The 21,318-nt window shown below is 72.2% G+C and carries 22 protein-coding genes and 1 pseudogene; 13 read left to right on the top strand and 10 right to left on the bottom strand.

The genetic code is table 11. The annotated features are described in order from the left end of the window. Positions 1–18 precede the first annotated feature (18 nt). The 5 genes from ACZ63E_RS34210 (at position 19) to ACZ63E_RS34190 (ending at position 4,533) form a co-directional block, all read left to right on the top strand. Positions 19–1,086, top strand: a complete 1,068-nt coding sequence (locus tag ACZ63E_RS34210) for a ferredoxin reductase (RefSeq protein ID WP_465340349.1) — start codon at positions 19–21, stop codon at positions 1,084–1,086. 11 nt (positions 1,087–1,097) lie between these two features. Continuing rightward, on the top strand, positions 1,098–2,207 hold the full coding sequence (locus ACZ63E_RS34205) for a fatty acid desaturase family protein (protein WP_465314401.1): 1,110 nt from the start codon (positions 1,098–1,100) through the stop codon (positions 2,205–2,207). A 7-nt stretch (positions 2,208–2,214) separates the two neighbouring features. Then, the gene (locus ACZ63E_RS34200; protein WP_257921124.1) at positions 2,215–2,415 is read left to right on the top strand and encodes a hypothetical protein; all 201 of its coding nucleotides are present in this window, start codon (positions 2,215–2,217) and stop codon (positions 2,413–2,415) included. Positions 2,416–2,565: 150 nt separating this feature from the next. Further along, positions 2,566–3,879, top strand: a complete 1,314-nt coding sequence (locus ACZ63E_RS34195; protein WP_465340347.1) for a sensor histidine kinase — start codon at positions 2,566–2,568, stop codon at positions 3,877–3,879. Positions 3,880–3,888: 9 nt separating this feature from the next. Beyond that, positions 3,889–4,533 (top strand): response regulator, encoded by a 645-nt coding sequence (locus ACZ63E_RS34190; protein ID WP_465340346.1) that lies wholly within the window; start codon positions 3,889–3,891, stop codon positions 4,531–4,533. On the opposite strand, the gene ACZ63E_RS34185 is transcribed toward ACZ63E_RS34190, so the two are convergent. Then, entirely contained in the window at positions 4,518–5,177 is a 660-nt protein-coding gene (locus ACZ63E_RS34185) for a TetR/AcrR family transcriptional regulator (protein WP_465340345.1), read from the bottom strand. The two genes, ACZ63E_RS34190 and ACZ63E_RS34185, sit on opposite strands and share 16 nt — an antisense overlap. A gap of 60 nt (positions 5,178–5,237) precedes the next feature. On the opposite strand from ACZ63E_RS34185, the gene ACZ63E_RS34180 reads away from it, so the two are divergent. Genes ACZ63E_RS34180 through ACZ63E_RS34170 form a run of 3 tightly spaced genes read left to right on the top strand, consistent with a single transcriptional unit; the run spans position 5,238 to position 7,232 of the window. Continuing rightward, positions 5,238–5,612 carry a cupin domain-containing protein gene (locus ACZ63E_RS34180; RefSeq protein ID WP_465340344.1) on the top strand — a complete coding sequence of 125 codons (375 nt, stop codon included), beginning with the start codon at positions 5,238–5,240 and terminating at the stop codon, positions 5,610–5,612. Further along, the gene (locus tag ACZ63E_RS34175) at positions 5,609–6,811 is read left to right on the top strand and encodes an MFS transporter (RefSeq protein ID WP_465340343.1); all 1,203 of its coding nucleotides are present in this window, start codon (positions 5,609–5,611) and stop codon (positions 6,809–6,811) included. The genes ACZ63E_RS34180 and ACZ63E_RS34175 overlap by 4 nt, the downstream gene beginning before the upstream one ends. 10 nt (positions 6,812–6,821) lie before the next feature. Then, complete coding sequence (locus ACZ63E_RS34170) at positions 6,822–7,232, top strand: secondary thiamine-phosphate synthase enzyme YjbQ (protein WP_465340342.1); 411 nt, start codon at positions 6,822–6,824, stop codon at positions 7,230–7,232. Here the strand turns inward: ACZ63E_RS34170 and ACZ63E_RS34165 are convergent. Beyond that, on the bottom strand, positions 7,170–8,174 hold the full coding sequence (locus tag ACZ63E_RS34165; RefSeq protein WP_465340341.1) for a YhgE/Pip domain-containing protein: 1,005 nt from the start codon (positions 8,172–8,174) through the stop codon (positions 7,170–7,172). The genes ACZ63E_RS34170 and ACZ63E_RS34165 overlap by 63 nt on opposite strands. A gap of 104 nt (positions 8,175–8,278) precedes the next feature. Between ACZ63E_RS34165 and ACZ63E_RS34160 the strand changes: the two genes are divergently transcribed. Together ACZ63E_RS34160 and ACZ63E_RS34155 are read left to right on the top strand one after the other, a co-directional pair. Continuing rightward, positions 8,279–8,974: an HAD family hydrolase gene (locus ACZ63E_RS34160; protein WP_465340339.1), complete on the top strand. Its 696-nt coding sequence runs from the start codon at positions 8,279–8,281 to the stop codon at positions 8,972–8,974. 111 nt (positions 8,975–9,085) lie between these two features. After that, positions 9,086–11,200 (top strand): bifunctional lysylphosphatidylglycerol flippase/synthetase MprF, encoded by a 2,115-nt coding sequence (locus ACZ63E_RS34155; RefSeq protein WP_465340337.1) that lies wholly within the window; start codon positions 9,086–9,088, stop codon positions 11,198–11,200. Here the strand turns inward: ACZ63E_RS34155 and ACZ63E_RS34150 are convergent. Next, positions 11,197–12,072, bottom strand: a complete 876-nt coding sequence (locus tag ACZ63E_RS34150; RefSeq protein ID WP_465340336.1) for a DUF8017 domain-containing protein — start codon at positions 12,070–12,072, stop codon at positions 11,197–11,199. The genes ACZ63E_RS34155 and ACZ63E_RS34150 overlap by 4 nt on opposite strands. Further along, positions 12,072–13,820 (bottom strand): proline--tRNA ligase, encoded by a 1,749-nt coding sequence (locus ACZ63E_RS34145; protein ID WP_465340335.1) that lies wholly within the window; start codon positions 13,818–13,820, stop codon positions 12,072–12,074. The genes ACZ63E_RS34150 and ACZ63E_RS34145 overlap by 1 nt, the downstream gene beginning before the upstream one ends. Before the next feature lie 124 nt (positions 13,821–13,944). Between ACZ63E_RS34145 and ACZ63E_RS34140 the strand changes: the two genes are divergently transcribed. Next, a complete protein-coding gene (locus ACZ63E_RS34140; protein ID WP_465340334.1) occupies positions 13,945–14,286 on the top strand; it encodes a VOC family protein in 342 nt (113 codons plus the stop codon). Between the two features lie 293 nt (positions 14,287–14,579). On the opposite strand, the gene ACZ63E_RS34135 is transcribed toward ACZ63E_RS34140, so the two are convergent. Further along, on the bottom strand, positions 14,580–15,812 hold the full coding sequence (locus ACZ63E_RS34135; protein ID WP_465340332.1) for a glycosyltransferase 87 family protein: 1,233 nt from the start codon (positions 15,810–15,812) through the stop codon (positions 14,580–14,582). Between the two features lie 156 nt (positions 15,813–15,968). Here ACZ63E_RS34135 and ACZ63E_RS34130 point away from each other — a divergent pair. Next, a pseudogene (locus ACZ63E_RS34130) lies at positions 15,969–16,870 on the top strand (2-hydroxyacid dehydrogenase). On the opposite strand, the gene ACZ63E_RS34125 reads toward ACZ63E_RS34130, so the two are convergent. Genes ACZ63E_RS34125 through ACZ63E_RS34115 form a run of 3 tightly spaced genes read right to left on the bottom strand, consistent with a single transcriptional unit; the run spans position 16,851 to position 18,931 of the window. Beyond that, positions 16,851–17,072: a DUF397 domain-containing protein gene (locus ACZ63E_RS34125; RefSeq protein WP_465340331.1), complete on the bottom strand. Its 222-nt coding sequence runs from the start codon at positions 17,070–17,072 to the stop codon at positions 16,851–16,853. The pseudogene ACZ63E_RS34130 and the gene ACZ63E_RS34125 sit on opposite strands and share 20 nt — an antisense overlap. 16 nt (positions 17,073–17,088) lie before the next feature. Continuing rightward, positions 17,089–17,922 carry a helix-turn-helix domain-containing protein gene (locus tag ACZ63E_RS34120; RefSeq protein WP_465340330.1) on the bottom strand — a complete coding sequence of 278 codons (834 nt, stop codon included), beginning with the start codon at positions 17,920–17,922 and terminating at the stop codon, positions 17,089–17,091. 55 nt (positions 17,923–17,977) lie between these two features. Then, entirely contained in the window at positions 17,978–18,931 is a 954-nt protein-coding gene (locus ACZ63E_RS34115) for a GNAT family N-acetyltransferase (protein WP_465340329.1), read from the bottom strand. Between the two features lie 55 nt (positions 18,932–18,986). Between ACZ63E_RS34115 and yaaA the strand changes: the two genes are divergently transcribed. Further along, entirely contained in the window at positions 18,987–19,733 is a 747-nt protein-coding gene (gene yaaA / locus ACZ63E_RS34110; protein ID WP_465340328.1) for a peroxide stress protein YaaA, read from the top strand. Here yaaA and ACZ63E_RS34105 read toward each other — a convergent pair. Next, positions 19,720–20,247 carry a GNAT family N-acetyltransferase gene (locus ACZ63E_RS34105; RefSeq protein ID WP_465340326.1) on the bottom strand — a complete coding sequence of 176 codons (528 nt, stop codon included), beginning with the start codon at positions 20,245–20,247 and terminating at the stop codon, positions 19,720–19,722. The genes yaaA and ACZ63E_RS34105 overlap by 14 nt on opposite strands. Further along, entirely contained in the window at positions 20,244–21,314 is a 1,071-nt protein-coding gene (locus tag ACZ63E_RS34100) for an NAD(P)/FAD-dependent oxidoreductase (RefSeq protein WP_465340325.1), read from the bottom strand. The genes ACZ63E_RS34105 and ACZ63E_RS34100 overlap by 4 nt, the downstream gene beginning before the upstream one ends. Positions 21,315–21,318 lie beyond the last annotated feature (4 nt).

Raw genomic sequence — 21,318 nt, 5'->3', positions numbered from 1 at the left:
TAATCGAGGAGGTCTCCGATGACGGCGCTCATCCCCCGGCGGGTGCGCAGCCTGGCCTCGCTGGCCGAAGCGCTGCTGACCCCGCACGGGATGGACCGCTACCTGGAGCTCGTCGACCCGATGCTGGTCCGCCGCGAGATCCGCGGCCTGGTCACGGCGGTGCGCAAGCAGACACCGGACACCGTCACGCTCACCGTGCGGCCCAGCCGCGCGTGGCCCGGCTTCACCGCCGGCCAGTACGTCCGCCTCCAGGTGGAGATCAACGGCGTCCGGCGCACGCGCTGCTATTCGCCGTGCGGTTCGCAGTACGACGGCGTGCTGGAGTTCACGGTCAAGGAGCAGGGCCTGGTCTCCGGGCACCTGAACCGCGCGATCGGCGCCGGCTCGGTGGTCGGTCTGTCCACTCCGGACGGCACGTTCACGCTGCCGGCCGCCCGGCCGGAGCGCGTGCTGCTGATCGGCGGCGGCAGCGGGGTCACGCCCGTGCTCGCCATGGTGCGCACCCTGGTGGCCGAGGGGCACGCCGGCGAGATCGTGTTCCTGCAGTACTCGAACGGCCCGGCCGACGCGCTCTACCGCACCGAGCTGGCCGAGCTCGCCGCCCGGCACCCCGGGCTGAAGGTCGTGCACGCCTACACCCACACCCAGGGCGGGGACCTGCACGGGTTCTTCTCGCCGGAACACCTCGAGCGCGTCGCGCCGTGGCACCGCGACGCGGAGGCGTTCGTCTGCGGCCCGAAGCCGCTGATGGACGCCGTGCGTGACCAGCTGGGTGAACGGGTGCACACCGAAGAGTTCACGCCGCCGGCGTTGACCTTCGACACCGCGAACGCCGAGGGGCAGGTCCGGTTCAAGCGCAGCGGCCGGGAGTGCGCCAACTCCGGGAAGCCGTTGCTGGAGCAGGCCGAGGAAGCGGGCCTGTCGCCGGAGCACGGCTGCCGGATGGGCATCTGCTTCTCCTGCACCCAGCTCAAGACCGCCGGCCGCGTCCGCAACGCCAAGACGGGCGAGGTCTCCGGCGAAGAAGACGAAGAAATCCAGCTCTGCATCTCCGTCCCGGTCGGGGACGTCGAGATCGACGCTTAGGGAGAACCGCCATGACCGGTCTGCAGGACCGCCTGACCCCGGAACAGGTCGAGGAGTTCGGCCGCGAGCTCGACGCGCTGCGACAGCGGACCGTCGACAGTCTGGGCCAGGAAGACGTCGACTACATCCACGGCATCATCAAGACCCAGCGCGGCCTCGAGGTCGCCGGCCGCGCGCTGTTGTTCGCCGGGTTCTTCCCGCCCGCTTGGCTCGCCGGCGTCGGCGCGCTGTCGGTGGCGAAGATCCTCGACAACATGGAGATCGGCCACAACGTCATGCACGGCCAGTACGACTGGACGCGCGACCCGGCGCTGAGCTCGCAGCGTTTCGAGTGGGACACCGTGGCGCCGGCCGAGAACTGGCGGCACTCGCACAACTACATCCACCACACGTACACGAACATCGTCGACAAGGACCGCGACGTCGGGTACGGGATCCTGCGGATGGACACCGCCCAGAAGTGGCACCCGTACTACCTGGGCAACCCGGTGTACGCGACGCTGCTGGCGCTGTTCTTCCAGTGGGGCGTGATGCTGCACGACCTCGAGGTCGAAAACGTCGTCAAGGGCGAGCGGTCGTGGGCCGACAACGCGCCGGTGCTCCGGCGCATCCTGCGCAAGGCGTCGCGGCAGGTCGGCAAGGACTACGTGCTGTTCCCGCTGCTGACCGGACCGCTCGCGCCGCTGACCTTCGCCGGCAACGCGACCGCGAACCTGGTCCGCAACCTGTGGTCGTTCTCGATCATCTTCTGCGGCCACTTCCCCGCCGACGTCGAGAGCTTCACCGAGGAGGAGACCGCGTCCGAGTCCCGGGGCCAGTGGTACCTGCGCCAGATCCTGGGTTCGGCGAACATCTCCGGCGGCCCGCTGTTCCACATCATGAGCGGCAACCTGTCCCACCAGATCGAGCACCACCTGTTCCCCGACATCCCGGCGCGCCGCTACCCGGAGATCGCCGGCGAGGTGCGCGCGATCTGCGAGAAGTACGGCCTGCCGTACCACACGGGGCCGTTGCGCAAGCAGCTCTGGTCGGTGGCGAAGAAGATCGTGAAGCTGGCTCTTCCGCAGAGTTCGCCGTCGCCGGTTACCGTGGAACCCGACCGGCAGCTCCGAGCAGCGTGAGGGTGACATGGTGGGCCAGTTCGAACGAGACAAGGACACCCTGCAGGTGATCACCGAGTCCGCCGCGACCCACGTCGGCAACATCGCCTCGATCATCACGGGAGCGATCCGCGACATCGCCCGCGAGACCGGCGACTGGCTGACCGACGTGATCGAGATGCGCGAGGCGGCGCAGAAGGCCCGGGACGACGACCCGGACGCCCCCTGACCGACGGCGGGTGCGGGCCACCTTGTGGATGCAGGATGGCCCGCACCCGTTTCCGGCGCCGGAACTGTCGGTGCCCGCCGGTAGCGTGGAAAACGGGGGCGCCCCCGCGGGCCGAGGGGTGAACCCGGGTCCGGCCCGGGGGAAAACCGGATGGGCACCACCGCCCCCACGGGCGAGACTGGCACCGTGACCAGCCTCGACGTCCCTCGCCCCCACCCGTTGCGCCGTACCTTCGGGCCGCTGGCCTCGCGGGACTTCTGGGCCGAGTACCTCTGGCTCTGGCTCTCCGCTCCGCTGACCCTCTTCGCCCTGGTCAGCTTCCTCGTCCTGCTCGCGCTCGGGCTCTGGCTGACGCCGATCCTGCTCGGGTTCCTCGTGCTCGCCGGGGCCATCCTCTACGCCCGCGGCCTCGGCGGCGCCCACCGGCGGCTCGCCCGGGCGCTGCTCGGCGTCAGCGTGCCCGTTCCGCGTCGGCCGGAGCTGAAGCCCGGGCTCTGGGCCTGGGTGCGGGCCCGCGTCGGGGATCCGGCCGGCTGGCGCGCCGCCGGTTACCTGCTGCTTCGCCTTCCCCTGACCCTCGTCGGGTTGTTCACGGTCTTCGCCGCGACCGTCTACGGCCTGGCCGCCACGACCTACAGCTTCCTGTGGTTCCCGCTCGGCGAAGAGAACCTGCCGGTCTTCGGCATCCGCGCCGAAAGCTGGCCCGGGTCGCTGGCCTGGACGGCGTCCGGGCTGCTCGTGCTCGTCGCGCTGCCGTGGGTGACGCACGCCTTCGTCGCCCTCGACCGGCTGCTCGTCGTGGGCCTGCTCGGCGAACGCGTGCTGTCCGAACGGGTCCGCGACCTCGAGGCGAGCCGCGCGACGGCGGTCGAGGACTCGGCGCTGCGGCTTCGGCGCATCGAGCGTGACCTCCACGACGGCGCGCAGGCCCAGCTCGTCGCGCTGGCGATGAAGCTCGGCCTGGCCAAGGACGAGCTGAGCGCCGACGAGCTCGACCTCGCCCAGGTCAGGCAGCTGGTCACCGCCGCGCACACCAACGCCAAGCAGGCGCTGACCGAGCTGCGCGACCTCGCCCGCGGCATCCACCCGGCCGCCCTGGACGCCGGGCTCGACGTCGCGCTCGCCACCTTGGTCGCGACGTCCGGGATCGACGCGCGGGTCGTGGTCGAGCTGCCGCGCCGGCCGCCGCCGTCGCTGGAGACGATCGTCTACTTCAGCGCCGCCGAGCTGCTCACGAACGCCGCGAAGCACGGCGGCCGGGGGACGGTCGTCGAGGTCACCGAGGACCGGGACGTCCTGTGGCTGCGGGTGCGCGACCACGGCCCGGGCGGCGCGCGGGTCGTGCCCGGCGGCGGGCTGGCCGGGGTGGCCGAGCGGCTGCGCACGGTCGACGGCCGGCTGGCCGTGACGAGCCCGCCCGGCGGTCCGACCGAAGTGACCGCGGGAGTACCGCTGCCCCGCTAGGGTCTGCGCATGCGGATCGTCATCGCGGAGGACTCCACCATCCTGCGCCACGGCCTCGTCGAGCTGCTGACCTTCCGCGGCCACGAGGTCGTCGCCGCGGTGAAGGACGCCGACGCGCTGCGGGCCGCGGTCGAGGAGAACACCCCCGACGTGTCCATTGTGGACATCCGGATGCCGCCGACGCACACCGACGAAGGCCTGCGGGCGGCGATCTCGCTGCGCCGCGAGTCGCCGGGCCGCGCGATCCTGCTGTTCTCCCAGTACGTCGAGACGAAGTACGCGGCCCAGCTCCTGGCCGACCGCGCGGGCGGCGTCGGCTACCTGCTCAAGGACCGCGTCGCCGAGGTGTCGGACTTCCTCGACGCGCTGCGCCGGGTCGCGGACGGCGAAACGGTGCTGGACCCCGAAGTCGTCAGCCAGCTGTTCTCGGCGACGCGCCAGACGGACGCGCTCAGCGGGCTGACCCCGCGCGAACGCGAAGTGCTGGGCCTGATGGCGGAAGGCCGTTCGAACTCCGCGATCGCCGGAAACCTGTTCCTCTCGGCGGGTTCGGTGGAGAAGTACGTGACGTCGATCTTCGGCAAGCTCGGCCTGCCACCGTCCGAAGGGGACAACCGCCGGGTGCTCGCGGTGTTGCGCTACCTGGATTCCTGAGCCAGCAGGCCGTCGACGAAGGCCCGCAGCCCGCGCGGAAACGTGTCCCGCGCGGTCAGCTCCGGCCAGCGGCTCCCGATCGCGGCCAGGCTGGGGAACTCCGAAGCGTCCAGGGCCGCGAAAACCGTGTCGCGGTACCGAGGACGCTCCTCCCCCGCGCGCCGCCCGGCGCGGACGCGGATCAGGATCTCGCCCACGATGAAGTACCAGACGTCCCGGTACAGCTCCACGGCCCGCTCGGGGCCGAGCCCGCAGCCCAGCGCGCCGCCGACGATGGCCTCGACCATCCACAGCGCGGACTCGCCGAGGAGGTCGTCGGCCGTCAGCACCTCCACGGCCTGCGGCCACGCGGCCAGCGAGTCGTGCATGACGGTGGCCGCCACGATGATCCGCTCGCGCGGGTCCGCGGGCAGCTCGGGGCGCGGGAGCTGGGCGGCGTAGTAGTCGAGGAGCTGGACCAGCAGGTCGTCCTTGTCGCGGACGTGGTGGTAGAGCGTCGTCGTGCCGACCCCGAGCTCGGCGGCCAGCCGGCGGACCGTGAGCTTCTCCCAGCCGTCCCGGTCGAGGATCGCCCGCGCCGCTTCGAGGATCTGCGGGCGGGACGTCGTGGGAGGCCGTCCGATGCGGCCGGAGGGGCGGGGCACACCCCCATCATGCCGTGAACCCGGTCGACAGGTCCGCTCGGCCGGTGCTACTTTCAGAACATGTTCGAAAACTACGACCTGTTCAAGACCCTGATCCGACTTCGTGAAGGCGGCGTGGCCGACTCCGTCGACCGCCGCGAAGGCTTCACCGGCGACGAGAGCCTGTGGACCGTCGGCGCGTTCCACGCCGAGAGCGACCTGTCCGTGCACGCCGACCACTGGGAGCGCCACCCCCACGGCCACGAAGTGCTCGTGGTGCTCTCCGGCGCGCTGCGCGTCCACCTGCGCGACGAGGGGCACGTCGCCACCCTGACCGCCGGGCAGTCGTTCATCGTCCCGCCGGGCCGCTGGCACCGGCTGGCCGTCGAGGAGCCCGGCGACCTCATCTCCATCACGCCCCGCGCCGGCACCGAGCACGAACGGGCCGGGGCATGAGACGCCCGATCCTGGTCGCCTGCCTGGCGGTGTTCGGGCTGATGGCGGGCCAGCAGCTGCTCAACCCGATCCTGCCGCCGCTGGCCCGCGAGTTCGGGTTCAGCGAGCTGGCGCTGGGCGCGGTCTGGGCGGTCGGCGGCGCGGGTGTGGTGCTGGCCAGCCCGTTCTGGGGCCGCCGGACCGCGCACTGGGGGCACCGGCCGGTCCTGCTGGTCTCGCTGGTCGGAGCCATGCTCGGCTTGCTCGGATTCGCGTTGGTCGCCCAGGCCGGGCTCAGCGGATCCCTCGCCGTGCCGGTGCTGTTCGCGGGGGTCCTGCTCACCCGCGGCATCGTGTTCGGCCTGGCCTGGGCCGCCACCCCGGTGACGGCGCAGTCCTACATCGCCGACATGACGTCGGGCCCGGCCGAACGGGTGCGCGGGATGTCGATGTTCGGCGCGGCCCAGGGCCTCGCGCTCGCCGTCGGCCCGGCGCTCGGCGGTGTCCTGAGCCTGACCGGCAACCTGCTCGTGCCGATCTACGCGGCGCCGGTGATCCTGGCCGTGATCGCCGTGGTCATCACGCTCATGCTGCCGAAGCCACCGAAGCGGGAATCCCGGCCGGTGACAGTGAAGGTCAGCCCGTTCGACCGACGGATGTGGCCGTTCCTGACCCTCGGGTTCGGCCTGTACCTGGCGCTTGCGATCGTGCTGATGACGATCGGCTTCCTGGTGCAGGACCGGCTGAACCTCGCCGCGTCGGACACGAGCCGCGTGACGAGCCTGGTGATGCTGGCCGGCGCCGGGATGATCATCCTGGTCCAGGTGCTGGCCGTCCCGCGGCTGGGCTGGCCGCCGCTGCGGCTGGTCCGGGTCGGCGCGGTCGTGATGACCGGCGGCATGCTCGTGGTGGTCGTCGCCCCGAGCGGGCTGCTGCTCGGCGCGGGGGTGGCCGTGCTGGGGGCGGGCATGGGCTTCGCGACACCGGGGTTCATGTCCGCGCCGACTTTGCTGGCGAGCCGCGAAGAACAAGGCGCGGTCGCCGGGCTGATGGGGTCCGGCAGTGCACTCGCGTTCATGGGCGGCCCGTTGCTGGGGACCGGGCTGTACGAGATCGCCCCCGCCGTCCCGTACGTCGCCGGCGCGGTGCTGCTGGCCGGCCTGGCGGTCTTCGCGTTCACGATGCGCCGCGAGCCCGCGAAGGTGCTCGTCGCTCCCTAGGCTGGGGCGCATGTACTCCACCGAGATCGAGGTCCGCACCGGCGCGGAAGCCGTCGTCCACGACCTCACCCACGAGACCGAGGCGTTCCTGCGCGACGCCGACGCGACCGACGGGCTGCTGCACGTCTGGGTCCCGCACGCCACCGCGGGCCTGGCGATCCTCGAGACCGGCGCGGGCAGCGACGAAGACCTGCTGACCGCGCTCGACGAGCTGCTCCCCCGCGACGGCCGCTGGCGGCACCGGCACGGGAGCCCGGGTCACGGCCGTGACCACGTGCTCCCGGCGCTGGTGCCGCCGTACGCGACGATCCCGGTGCTCGGCGGCGTGCTCGCGCTGGGCACCTGGCAGTCGGTGTGCCTAGTGGACACCAACCTCGACAACCCGGTCCGGCGCGTCCGCTTCAGCCTCCTGGCGGGCTGACCGGCCCGGCCACAGCACCACCAGCAGCCCCGCGGCGAGCAGGGCGCCGAGCACCCAGACACCGGTCGCGACGTCGGGTGCGCCCGGCACCCCCTGCAAGAGGCTGCGCAGGCCTTCGGCCGAGAAGCGGAACGGCGTCCACGACCACAGCAGCGTGCGGTAGGCCGGGTTCAGCAGCTCCGGCACCTGCCCGGCGATCGCGGGCGCGACCAGGTACAGCGGGCCGAGCACGGCCATCGCGCGCAGGCCGAGCAGCCGCAGCAGCCCCGCCTGCACCGCGGCGAACGCCGTCGCGGCGAGGAAGACGAACCCGAGGACGTTCCCGTCCAGCGGCAGCGCCGAGTCCCACAGCGCGAAGAACCCGGCCACGGCCGCCGTGACGAGCACTCCGACCCCGGCGACCTGCAAGAGCCGCGCGCCCGCGCCGACCGTGCGGCCGGTGCGCTTCGCCAGCTGCGTCAAGGCGAGTCCCGCGACCAGCGCGCCGATCCAGGCCAGCGCGGACGCGGCCAGCGGCGCCGTCCGGCCGGCGAGGCTCACCGGGTGCAGCACCTCCTGCTTCGGCGCGGCGGCCAGCGCCGACGCCGCCCCGGTCAGCGCCTGCTGCGCGACCTGCGTGCCGGCCGGGTTGACCGCGCCCGACGTCACGACGGTCGCGGACGGCCCCGGGCCGAGCTCGAGCACGCCGTAGACCTTCTTGTCCTCCAGCAGCTTCCGCGCGTCGGCCGGGGTCGCGATCGTCCAGTCGAGCTGGCCGCCGCCGTGCGCGGCGATGCGTTGCGCGACCTCGGGTGGCGCGGCGACCGCGACCGGGACGTGGTCCGGCGCGACGGTCGCCTGCGCGCCGAAGGTCAGGAACCCCAGCACCACCGCCACCAGCGCGCCGGCCACGGCGGCGACCAGGGCGAGCGCCCCGGCGGGGCGCCGGACGGGAGCAGACATGACAGCCTCCATTTATTCGTCACGTGTTGAATTGATGTCAAGGTACGACGGCTCTCCCAGGAAGTCAACGCGTGTTGAATAGTGATCCCGGTAACCTCGAACCCGTGACGAAGACGCGGCTGGTGCTCTGGGACATCGACCACACGCTGGTGGACTTCGCCGGGCTCGGCATCGACTGGTACGCGGCCGCGTTCACCGCGGCGACCGGCGCCACCCTGCGCGTGCACCCGGTCTTCGGCGGCCGGACGGAGCTCGCGACCACCACCGAACTGCTCACCTCGAACGGCTTCGAACCCGGCGAGGCGACGATCCAGGCGGTGTTCGCGGCCCTGGTGGCGGAGTCCGAACGCGCCGAGCACCGGTTCGCGGCCGAGGCGCGGGTCCTGCCCGGCGCCGCTGAGGCGCTCACCTCGTTCGCCGGCCACGACCACGTCGTCCAGACGCTCGTCACCGGCAACCTGCCGGAGATCTCGCGGCACAAGCTCGCCGCGTTCGACCTGCTGGAGCACCTCGACCTGGAGATCGGCGGGTACGGCGAGCTGTCGGTGCACCGCCCGGACCTGGTGCCGCACGCGGTGGGGCTCGCCGCGGCCAAGCACAGCGCGACGTTCGAGGCCGACGCGGTCGTCGTCATCGGCGACACCCCGAACGACGTCCAGGCGGCGCTGCACAACGGCGCGGTCTCCGTCGCCGTGGCGACCGGCCGCTACAGCGCCGAGGAGCTGCGGGCGGCGGGCGCGCACACCGTGCTGCCGGATCTGGCCGACACCGACGCCGTCCGGGCGGCCGTCCTCGGCTGAGCGTCGTCCTTCGGAGGGGGATGTCCCTCAGCCGAAGGGACGACTCCCCTAGGGGAAATCTCGCTCTGCCGTCGGATGTCCGCGGCGGCGCGGCTCGCAAGACTCTTCTTCATGACTGAAGCAGCGTCGGCGGCCGGGCCCGCCGGAGGGGGACGCATCCACACGACGGTGGCGGTGCTGAGACAGCGCCTGCCGTTCACCAGCGGTGTTGTGCTCGCCATGCTCGTGCTGGCCGTCGCGACCGGGGCGCTGTGGAGCGCCGCCGAAGATCGCGCGGCCTACCCGTTCGTCGCCTACGGACTGCCGTCGCTGGAGGTCGGGCGGTGGTGGACGATGGTCGTCGGCCCGTTCTTCGCCGTCATCCCCTGGTACTACCTGCCGATGGTCGGCACCTTCGCGCTCTTCGCGGGCTTCGCCGAGTGGCAGCTGGGGACGCGCCGCGCGATGGCCGTGACCATCGGCGGCCAGCTCGTCTCCGTGCTCGTCGCGACCCAGTTCCTCGCGCTGTGCCGCAACTCCGGCTGGCTGTGGGCCGAGCGCATGGCGGGCAGCCTCGACGTCGGCTTCTCCGGCGGCGCGCTCGCCGCGGTCGCGGTCGCCAGCGCGACGCTGCGGCCGCCGTGGGCGCTGCGGCTGCGGGCCGGGCTTTGCGTGTACGCCGGCGTCGCGATCGTCTACGTCGGCACGCTGGCCGACCTCGTGCACTTCTTCGCGTTGCTGCTGGCCATCCCGCTCGGAAACCGGCTCGTCGGCAACCGGCGGGCGCCCTCGGCCGGGCCCAACCCGCGCGAGTGGCGGCTGCTGGCCGTCGCCGGCCTGCTGCTGCTCACCATCGCCGAAGTGGTCATGTTCCTGGTCCCCGGCGACGGCCCGTTCGGCTCCACGGAAGGGGTTTCGCTGTCGGCGCCGGAGCTGGCGGTCCTGGCGCTGCTCGTCGTGCCGATGCTCAACGGGCTGCGCAAGGGCGGCCGCGTCGCGTGGCGGTGGGCCGTCGCGCTCTCGGTTTTCGTGACGCTGCAAGGACTCGCGGCCGCGACGGTCATCGGGCTGGCCGACGTCTTCGGCGCGGACTACGACACCACGGGCCTGCCGCTGTTCTTCGTGGACAATCTCTTGTGGACGGTCGAGCTGGGTGTCCTGATCGCCGCCCGGCACGCCTTCCGGGTGCCTTCCCGGCGCCGGTCGCGCCGCCACGCGCAGGGTCCGGGTGTGGCGCTGGCCCGCACGCTCCTGGGGCGCCACGGCGGAAGCACGCTGTCGTGGATGACAACCTGGCCGCGTAACACGTACTTCGTCCGCGAAGACGGCCGTTCGTACCTCGCCTACCGCCGTCACGCGGGGGTCGCGGTGGCACTCGGCGACCCGATCGCCCCGGACGGCACGGCGGCGGCCACGGTCCACGAGTTCACGGCGATGTGCGAGAACTCCGGCCTGGTGCCGTGCGTGTTCTCGGCGACGGAAGCGACGGTCGAGGCGACGCGCGAGCTCGGCTGGCAGCACGTCCAGGTGGCCGAGGACAACGTGCTCGACCTGGAGGGCCTGGAGTTCCGCGGCAAGGCGTGGCAGGACGTCCGGTCCGCGCTGAACAAGGCCGCCAAGCAGGACATCGACTTCCGGCTGGTCCGCTTGGCCGACCAGCCGGAACCCATTCTCGCCCAGGTCCGCGCGCTGTCGGAGGAGTGGATGGCGGACAAGGCGATGCCGGAGATGGGCTTCACCCTCGGCGGCCTCGACGAGGCGATGGACCCGGCGACCCGCGTCGGCCTGGCGGTGGACGCGGAGGGCACGGTCCACGGCGTGACATCGTGGCTCCCGGTGTACACGGGAGCGGGCAAGGTGGGCGGCTGGACGCTGGACGTCATGCGCCGCAGTCCCCACGGTTTCCGTCCGGTGATGGAGTTCCTGATCGCGTCGGCGTGCATGGCGTTCCGCGCGGAGGGCGCAAGGTTCGTGTCCCTGTCGGGCGCCCCATTGGCCCGGAGCGCCTCCGGCGGCCCGGCGCGTCCGGTGGACCGGGTGCTGGAGTCGCTGGGGCGCGTGATGGAGCCGTACTACGGGTTCCGCTCGCTGCACGCGTTCAAGGCGAAGTTCCAGCCTCGGCACGTTCCGTTGTACCTGGCGTTCCGTGATGAGGCCGACCTGCCGCGGATCGGGCTGGCGCTGAGCCGGGCCTATCTGCCGGATGTGCGGCTGCGGGAGCTGGCGAAGCTGGCGCGGAAGCGTTAACGGCGCGTGGTCGGCGGCGGGGTGGTCGTGGACCGGTCCGCCGCCGGCACGAACCGGTAGCTCCGCACGATCCGCACCAGGTCCTCGCGAATCGACGGCCCGGCGCGATCGCTGTCGGCATAGGCCACCACGACCCCCGAGGTGCTGCCGTTGCCGAACGCCAGCGTCGCGACCAGCGCGTGCTTCGCCGCGCACTCGCCGGTGTCCGACGGAATCACTTCTGCGACCACGATCCGGGCCGGAGCCTTCGTGCCGTCGGACTTCGTCAGCTCGGCGTCCTCGCCCGGGCCGCCCGGGAACGTCCCGCCGTAGGCGCCCGCCGCCAGGTCCGTCGCGGCCTTGCGCGCCGCCGTCTCGGGGTCGCCGACCGGCTCGGTGGTGACGCCCGCGCCGCCCAGGTCGTCCCGGCCGCAGAAGTCCCGGCGCAGGAACGCGCTCGTGACCAGCCGGACCGGCGGTTCGTCCCAGCCGTGCAGCGTGGTCGGGGCCGGTTCCCAGTTCGGTGGGACGTCGTAGGCGTACGAGCCGTCGCGCGCCGCGACGGACTGCCAGCCGCTCACCGCCGCGGGCACCACCACCCGCGGCGACGGCGTCACGACCACCGGCGTCCGCGGCACCGGCGTCGAGGCGGGCCGGTGCGACTTGCCGACGCCCAGCGCGTTCAGCACCCCCGCGACCAGCGCGATGAGCACCAGCCCGAACCACGGCGCCCGCCGCCACTTCAACGGCTTCGCGGCAGGACGGATCCGCTTCGGCGCCGCGCGCGGCGGCTCCGGCGCGTCCGCGGGTTCGTAACCGCCGAACCCGCGGAGCGCCGCGTTGTCCTCGTACCCCGGTGTCGTGTCGTCAGAGCGCCGGGAGAACGGGCCCATCAGGACCGGACGAGCTTGACCAGGTGCTCGACGACGGCGTCGACCGCGATTTCCTCGCGCTCGCCGGTCCGCCGGTCCTTGACCTCGACGACCCCGTTGGCCAGCCCGCGCCCGACCACCAGGATGGTCGGCACGCCGACCAGCTCGGCGTCGGCGAACTTCACGCCCGGCGTCGCCTTGCGGTCGTCGAGGATGACCTCGATGCCCGCCGCGTCGAGGTCGGCGGCGATCTTCTCGGCGCCGGCCGCGACCGTCTCGTCCTTGCCCGCGATGACGATGTGCACGTCGAACGGCGAGACCTCGCGCGGCCAGATGATGCCGAGCTCGTCGTGGTTCTGCTCGGCGAGCACGCCGACCAGCCGCGAGACGCCGACGCCGTAGGAGCCCATCGTGATCCGGATCGGCTTGGAGTCGGGGCCGAGCGCGTCGAGCTCGAACGCGTCCGCGTACTTGCGGCCGAGCTGGAAGATGTGCCCGATCTCGATGCCGCGCGCGGCGACCAGGGTGCCGTGGCCGTCCGGCGACGCGTCACCCTCGCGGACCTCGGCGGCCTCGATGGTGCCGTCCGGGGTGAAGTCGCGCCCGGCGAGCAGGTCGACGACGTGGTGGTCGGGCTTGTCCGCGCCGGTGACCCAGGCGGTGCCGGCCACGACCCGCGGGTCGGCGAGGTAGCGCACGCCGTTGTCCTGCAGCGCCTTCGGGCCGATGTAGCCCTTGACGAGGAACGGGTTCGCCTTGAAGTCCGCCTCTTCGAGCAGCGCGACCTCGGCGGGCTCGAGCGACGCTTCGAGGCGCTTCATGTCCACTTCGCGGTCACCGGGGAGCGCGACGCAGACGAGCTCCCACTCCTTCGCGCCCGGCTGACGCGTCTTGAGCATGACGTTCTTCAGCGTGTCCGCGGCGGTGAAGGTGCGGCCCAGGCCGGCGTTGTTGAGGAAGTCGACCAGGGTCTCGATGGTCGGCGTGTCGGGCGTGTGGTGCACCTGCGCCTCGGGCCGGCCGTCGATCGGCTGCGCGGGCGGGGCGGGCGTGACGACCGCTTCGACGTTAGCCGCGTAGCCCGACTCGGTGCTGCGGACGTAGGTGTCTTCACCGGTCTCGGCGACCGCGAGGAACTCCTCCGACGCCGAGCCGCCCATCGCGCCCGACGTCGCCTTCACCACGACGTACTCGAGGCCGAGGCGGTCGAACAGCTTCGTGTAGGCGGCGCGGTGGGCCTGGTAGGAGCGCTCGAGGCCCTCGTCGTCGAGGTCGAAGGAGTAGGAGTCCTTCATGACGAACTCGCGGCCGCGCAGGATGCCGGCGCGGGGGCGCGCTTCGTCGCGGTACTTCGTCTGGATCTGGTAGAGCGTGACCGGGTAGTCGCGGTACGAGCTGTACTCGCCCTTCACGGTGAGGGCGAAGAGCTCCTCGTGCGTCGGGCCGAGGAGGTAGTCGGCGCCCTTGCGGTCCTTCAGGCGGAAGAGGGCGTCGCCGTACTCGGTCCAGCGGCCGGTGGCCTCGTAGGGCTCCTTCGGCAGCAGCGCGGGGAACTGGATCTCCTGCGCGCCGATGGCGTTCATCTCTTCGCGCACGACGTTCTCGATGCGGCGAAGCACGCGCAGGCCCAGCGGCAGCCAGGAGTACCCGCCCGGCGCGACGCGGCGGACGTAGCCGGCGCGCACCAGGAGCCGGTGGCTCGGCACCTCGGCGTCCGCCGGGTCCTCACGCAACGTGCGAAGGAACAACGACGAAGTCCTGGTGATCACTGCGGGTCTCCCTGCTCCGGGCGGGTGTGAAAGTCCCGCTCAGGGTAGTCAATCCCCCGGCCGTGACTCCAACGGGTTACTCGGCGGCCGGTTTTTGTCGGTGGTGGCGGCTAGCTTCGGGGGCATGACGATCCACATGGGCATGATCACGATCGACTGCGCGGACCCGCGCGGCCTGGCGCAGTTCTGGACGGCCGCCCTGGGCACGAAGGTCGACCAGGACTACGAAGGCGAGTTCCTCATCCTGGCCCCGACGGAGGGCGGGCTCCCGCTGGCGCTGCAGCGGGTCCCGGAGCCGAAGCCGGGCAAGAACCGGGTCCACATCGATTTTCGCGGCGGCGATCGTGCGGAGGAGGTGGGGAGGCTCGTGGGGTTGGGTGCGAAGGAGGTGGCTGAGCATGAGGTGCCGGGGTTGGCTTGGACTGTGCTGACCGATCCGGAGGGGAATGAGTTCTGCGTGGGGTAGCGGGGCGGGTTCCGGAGGCTGGGGTCGTCGCGGCGGCCTGGGATGCGGCGGTGGCGGGGACCGCGCTGGCGCGAGTGGCGGATTCCGGCGCGGCCGGCAGAGGTCGGCGTGGCCGGGAGCGGCCCGCGCAGCACAGCGGCCGCAGGTTTCGGCGCGGCTGGCGGCGGCCCGCGCAGCACGGGGCCGCGGGTTTCGGTGCGGTCGGCAGCGGGTGCCCAGGCTGATGCGCGCCAGCCGGGCATCAAGCCTGCCCGAAGCCGGCGCAGCTCGGCAGCCACCCGGCACCTCCCGACCTAGCCAGGCACCGCCACAGGCTCGTCCGGCAGCAGTCCCTCCGCAAGCACCTCCCGGCGCGGTCCACCAGGCAGGAACCGCCGCGGCAGCACCGCCAGCGCCACCAGCACCAGGCACCCCAGCACCACGTAACTCTCCCCCGCCACATGCGTCCACCACGCCGTGTCCGGCCCCGCCGGGAACCGCTCGGGTGGGGCGAACAGCGCCGTGCCGCCGGCGACTACCACCGCCGGTACCGCGAGGCGTGGGGCGCGGGCGACCCACACCGTTGCCGCCGTCAGCAGCGGGGCCAGCCACACCCAGTGGTGGGTCCACGACATCGGCGACACCAGCGTGCCGAGCGCGGCGGCCGCCAGCCAGGCGGGCACGTCGCTGCCGATGCGCCGGAAGCGGACCACCACCACCGCCGTCAACACGGTCGCGACCGCGGCCAGCACCAGCCACAGGAAGGAGGCCGCACCCGCCGAAAGGCCGAGGCGCGCGACGAACCCGCGCAACGACTGGTTGCCGGGCAGCGCGACGTTCCCGATGCGCGTCGGGTCCCACATCGCCCGCGTCCAGTACACCAGCGAGTCGTGCGGTGCGACGAGCCAGCTGAGGCCGGTGCACGCCGCGAACCCCGCCACCGTGACCACCGCCGGACGCACCTGGCGGCCCAGGAGGAAATACAGGAGGAACACGAACGGCGTCAGCTTGATCGCCGCGGCGATCCCGACCAGCAGGCCGCGCGGCCAGCGCGGGTTGCGGTGCAGGCAGTCGACCGCCACGAGCCAGAGGAGGAACACGTTGATCTGACCCCAGAACAGCGTGCTGACCAGCGGTTCGAGCTGCAACGCGCCGACCGTGCCCACCGCGGCGACCAGCGCGCGGTGCGGCAGCGACGGCGCCAGCCGTCCCAGCACCAGCAGCAGGATGTGGAACATCGCGGCCGCGGTGCCGGCGGTGAGCACGAACGCGCCCAGCGGGTACCAGGCCAGGATCAGCCCGAACGGCAGGAGGGAGAACGGCGGGTAGGTGTAGTGCGCCGGGTTGGCGCCGCTGTAGAGCACCGTGGTGTACAGGTCGCTGCCGTGCACCCACGCCACGACGCCGTCGCGGTAGATGCGGGTGTCGGAAAGCGCGGTGAGGCCGTCCTCGGCGGACAGCCCGATCCGGACGGCCAGACCGGCCGCCAGCGCCACCAACAGCCACGGAGCGGCGCGCAGGAACACTCGGAACTGGGACGCGGTCACGAAAGGCTTATCGCCACCTCCCGCAGTTCCGTCACTCTTGTCCGGCAGTTCGACGAATTCGCCGGACAGCCGCCGGACGACTACGCCGATCCGCATCCGGAGCCGACACATCCCACGGATTCGTGACCGACGCGCAGCTGCCTGTAGAAAGGCGGCATGAGCGCTCGTGTACTGCTGCCGTGGACCGACATCGCCGTGCCCGAGGGGTCGAGGCCGCCTACTACGACGGCGTCGCAGCCCCGCCGGCCGAGCTCGACGGCGTCGAGTTCTACGTGCTCCCCTACGACCGCGGGCCGGAGCCGCCGAAGCTGGTCGAACGGCTGCCGTCGCTGCGGGTGGTGCAGTCGCTGTCGGCCGGCGTCGAGACGCTCGTGCCGCTGCTGCCGCCGGACGTCCGGCTGGCGAACGGGCGGGGGCTGCACGACCTGAGCGTCGCCGAGCACGCGCTCGCCCTGATCCACGCGGCGCAGCGCGACCTGCCGCGGTGGTTCGCGCAGCAGACGCGCGGTGAGTGGAAGCGCGAGCACACGCGCTCCCTCGCCGACAGCCGCGTGCTGCTGGTCGGCCACGGCTCCATCGGCCAGGCCATCGAACGACAGCTGGTGGCGGCGGAAGCCGTGGTGACGCGGGTGGCGAGCCGCGCGCGGCCGGCGGAGGACGTCCACGGCGTCGACGAGCTGCCCGCGCTGCTGCCCGAGGCCGACATCGTGGTGCTGATCCTGCCGGACACGGCGTCGACGCGTGGCCTGATCGGCGCCGACGAGCTGGCGGCCCTGCCCGACGACGCCCTCGTGGTCAACGTCGGCCGCGGCACCGCGATCGACACAGCGGCGCTCCTGGCCGAGACCCGGGCCGGACGGTTGCGCGCCGGCCTCGACGTGACCGACCCGGAGCCGCTGCCGTCGGACCATCCACTGTGGACGGTCCCGGGCGTGGTCATCACCCCGCACATCGCGGGTGGGTCGGCGTCGTTTTATCCGCGCGCGAAGAAGCTGGCGGCGGAGCAGCTGCGGAGGTACGTGACGGGAGAGGAGCTGCTCAACCTCGTAGAGCGGTGACGGCGGCGGTCCAGGCGGCGCGGGACACGGTCAGCTGGCCGTGCTCCCGGGCCTTGGTGTCCCGGACGCCCACGGAGAGATCAACCCGAACCTCGACGCAGTTGGACTGACCGCCACTGTGGCTCGCTTTTCGCCAGCCCACCTCGACGCAATTGGACTCGGTGCCGCTGTAACTCGCCTTGCGCCAGGTGATGTGGTCCATGCGGCGGCCTCCGCGCTCATCGTGCCGCCTCCCGCAGCAGTGCCCGGGTGGCGTCCTCGGTCAATGCCTTGCCACTAAGCAGCTTAGCCTGCTTCCGATAGCGCCGGACAACCTCTTCATCGAGCAGAAATGCCGTGGCGTGCGAGTTCTCCAGGTGCACGATCGGCGGCAGAGCCGCGAACTCGTAAAGGATGAACGAGCCCAGCAACCCCGGATGGTAGCCGATGTTCGCAGGCACGATACGCAGCGAAATGTTGGGCCGATCCACCACTTCGAGCAAGTAATCGATCTGGTCTGACATCACATCCGGACCGCCCACCTGTTCTCGGATCGCGATCTCGCTGATGAAGACGGCAAGACGTACCGGATCAGCCTTGGTGAGGATCCGCTGCCGGTTCAGCCGGGCCACCAGCATCGAATCGGCCTGCTGGAGGCTGATTTCCGAATTGCTCAGGATCGCCCGGGCGTAGTCGGCGGTCTGCAGCAGGCCTGGCAAGATCGCCGGTTCCCAGTTCGTGATGTTCGTTGCGGTGCGCTCGTACTCGACGATCCCGCTCAAGGCGGGCGGCAGGTCCGACGGGTTCGAATCGAGCCAGTTGTCGTCCTTGGCGCGTCTGGCCAGGCGCATCATGCGGTGGTAGGTCGCGTCGTCCACCTGAAGAGCGCCCAGCAGGCGGGCCACGTCCTCCGGGCTGGGGCTGCGCTGCCCTTTCTCCCACGCCGACAACAACTGCGGCAGAATCCGCACCATCCGCGCGAGCTGGCGAAGCCCTTTACCGCGCGCTTCGCGGACTTCGCGCAGCGAAGCGGCAAGTGCTCTCGAACCCGGGGAAGCGGAAGTCGGCTTCATGAAGCGATCGTACGAATGCCGTCCATTCCCCGATCGGCGGTGGGGCGTCCCGAATTCAGGACAGCACGTACACGTGCCATTCGTCGTCGACGCGATATCCGCACCGTTCGTAAACACCCAGCGCGCGGTGGGCGTTGTCGACGTCGACGTTCAGCGCCGACCGGTCGAAGCCCGCCGCCTTCGCCGCCAGCACCACGTGGCCCAGCAACCCGGACGCGACACCGCGGCCGCGCAACACTTCCCTCGTTCCCACCCAGCTGGCGTAGTGCTCGCGGATGCCCGTCACCTCGGTGTCGGACGCGTAGAAGTGGCTCAGCACGAACGCGAGGACCTTGTCGCCGTCGAGGACGAGGTACGACAGGTCCGGGCGGAAGTCCTTGGAGCCGGTCACGAGGTGGCGCCAGGCGTCGGGCTCGTAGACCGTGCTGCCCCAGTGGCCGGCGAAGGTGTCGTTGCGGGCGTCGAGCACCGCGAGGTCGTGCTTGAACTCGAACGGCACCGCCTCGACGCCCTCCGGCAGCGGCGGCTGCGGTGGAAGATCTGCGAGGCCGACACGCATGTTGACCATCGTCCGGTTGTGCGTGTATCCCGCGTCGGCGAGGACGCCGGCGATCCAGCGTTCGTTCTGGTGGATGCCGTGGTGCAGCTCCAGCGGCGCCCGGGGGAACACACGCTCGCTGACCTCGCGGCTCGTGCGTCCGAACCACTCGACCAGGTGAACGCCGACCGTGGCGCCGCGGTAGGCCGGGTGCACGACCGACTGGAGCCGGACCATGTGCACGGGGTTCGCGGCGTCGCGGCGGCGGACCAGGCCGTACCCGACGAGCCGCTCGCCCGCCCAGGCGCCGGTCGTGGCGCGGGCCAGGTCGACGTTGGGGCCCTCGAGCTCCTCGCGGAGGTCGTCGGCGCTGAGGTGCTCACCCGTCCGGTCGACTTCCTCGGCCGCCGCGTACAGGCGGGTGAGCGCGGGGACGTCGTCGAGGGTCAACGGGCGCCAGGTCAGGTCCATCCCGCGAGGCTAGGCCGGGCGACGGCGGCCGCGCACCCCGATTTACGCTCGATGCGTGCTGGTGCTCCTCCCCCCTTCCGAAACCAAGGCTGACGGCGGCCGCGGCGGCGCGCTCGACCTCGGCGCGCTGTCGTTCCCCGAGCTGAACCCGACGCGCGCGAAGCTCGTCGACGCGCTGGCCGAGCTGGCCCAGGACGTCCCGGCCAGCATCGCGGCGCTGGGCATCACCGAGCGCCAGGCCGGGGAGGTCGCGCGCAACGCGGAGCTGTGGTCGTCGCCGACGATGCCGGCGCTGCGCCGCTACACCGGGGTGCTGTACGACGCGCTGGACGTGAAGAGCTTCACGAAGGCGGGCCTGGCGAAGGCGCACCGGCGGCTGGCGGTGACGTCGTCGGTGTTCGGGGTGGTCTCGGCGACCGACCCGATCCCGGCGTACCGGCTGTCGGGCGGGAACGCGCTGCCGTCGGTCGGGACGGTCCGCGGGCTGTGGAAGCCGGTTCTCGAGCCGGTGCTGCAGCAGGTCGAGGGGCTGGTGGTGGACCTGCGGTCGGGCACGTATTCGGCGTTCGCGAAGCTGCGCCCGGACGCGGTGACGGTCCGCGTGGTGACGGAGAACGCCCGCGGCGAGCGGGTGACGGTCAGCCACTTCAACAAGGCGTACAAGGGCCGCCTGGCGCGGGTGCTGGCCGAGACGCGGGCGGAACCGTCCACTGTGGACCAGCTGGTGAAGGTGATCACGAAGGCGGGCCTGACGGTCGAGCGCACCGGCGACCACGCGCTGGAGCTGGTCACGGAGGGCTGACGGCCCGTTCGAAGAGGGCGCCGGAGAGGCTGTCCGCGGCGATCCGCACGAGCCGGAAGCCCTGACTCCGGTAGTACGCGTGCAGGCGGGTGTTGGTGGTCCAGGCGTCAAGCCGCAGCGACCGCTTTCCGCGCTGCGCGGCTTCCCTGGCGGCCTTGTCGAGCAACCAGGCACCGACGCCCCGCCCAGCGAGAGCCCGGTCGACGGCGAAGTGGCTGAGGTAGAGCGCGGAAGCGGGGTCGTCCTCGGGCCGCCAATGGGAGGCGGGCGTTTCGCCGAGGGTGATGGTCGCAACGGGGTCGCCGGAGCACGCCTCTTTCGCGGGGAAAGTGCCGTTCTCAGCCACCCGCAACCCGCCCGTCGCGAGGTCCGGGCGCAGCTCGTCCGCGCGCCAGCGGGCACCCGCCCACTGGTCGGTCCCCCGCCCGCCGAGCCAGACGCTCGCGCCGTCGAGGATTGCCAGCAATGCCGGAATGTCCGACTCCGTCGCGCGGCGAAGGCGGAGTTCGCTCAAAACCGGTCCGGGGCGAACGGGCTCAGGTCGAAGCCCGGGTCCTCGCCCAGCGCCAGCGCCGCCACCAGCTTTCCCGCGAACGGCCCGTTCGTCAGCCCGCCCGCGCCGAAGCCCGTCGACACCGCCAGGCCCGGGCGCAGCAGGCCGAGGATCGGCAAGCCGTCCGGGGTGCCCGGGCGGAAGCCCACCCTCGTCTCCGCCAAGGTCGCGTCGGCCAGGCCCGGGGCGACCGTCAGCGCGTTGTCCAGCACCTCGCGCTGACCGGCCGCCGTCACGCGGTAGTCGAAGCCGGCCTCCGCCTCGCGGGTCGCGCCCGCCACCACGCGGCCGCCGCCGAAGGCCAGGAGGTAGTGGCTGGTGCGGGGCAGCACCACCGGCCACGCCGCCGTGTCCGTGTCCGGCAGGTCGAAGTGGCTGATCTGGCCGCGGTGCGGCGTCACCGGGAGGTCGACGCCCAGCGGCGCCAGCAGCTCCCGGCTCCACGCGCCGGCCGCGACCACCACGCTGTCCGCCTCCAGCGGGCCGGCCGGGCTCGCGACCGTCCCGTCGGCCCGGAAGGCGACCTCGCCCTCGACGAACTTCGCGCCCCGGCGCTCGGCGGCGGACAGCAGCGCGCGACGCAGCCGGTGGCCGTCGACCCGGCCGGCGCCGGCCAGGTGGACCGCGCTCAGCCCGGGCGCCAGCGGCGGGAACAGCTCGCGGGCCTGGTCCGGGCCGAGCCGCCGGATCTCGCCGATCTCCGGCGCGTCCACCGCCCGCGCCGTCAGGCGTGCGTGCGCTTCGGCCAGCTCGGCCTCGTCGGCCGAGACGATCATCCCGCCGACGACCTCGAACGACGAGTCCTCGACCTCCGCCGTGAACTCGCGGTAGTACCGGCCCGCGGCCGCCGCGAGCGGGTAGAGCGCGTCTTCCCAGCGCGACGTCCAGGGGCTGACGATGCCGGCGCCGGCCTCGGTGGCCGTCCCCGGGCGCGCCGCGTCCGCCACGACCACCTCCGCGCCCCGGCCCGCCAGGTGCCAAGCCGTCGCCGCGCCGCCGATTCCGCTTCCGATCACGAGCACTCGCATGTCC

The organism is Amycolatopsis sp. NPDC104819 (genome assembly GCF_055583145.1).
Note: the sequence above shows the minus strand (reverse complement) of the source record. Positions and strands in the feature narration are given on the sequence as shown.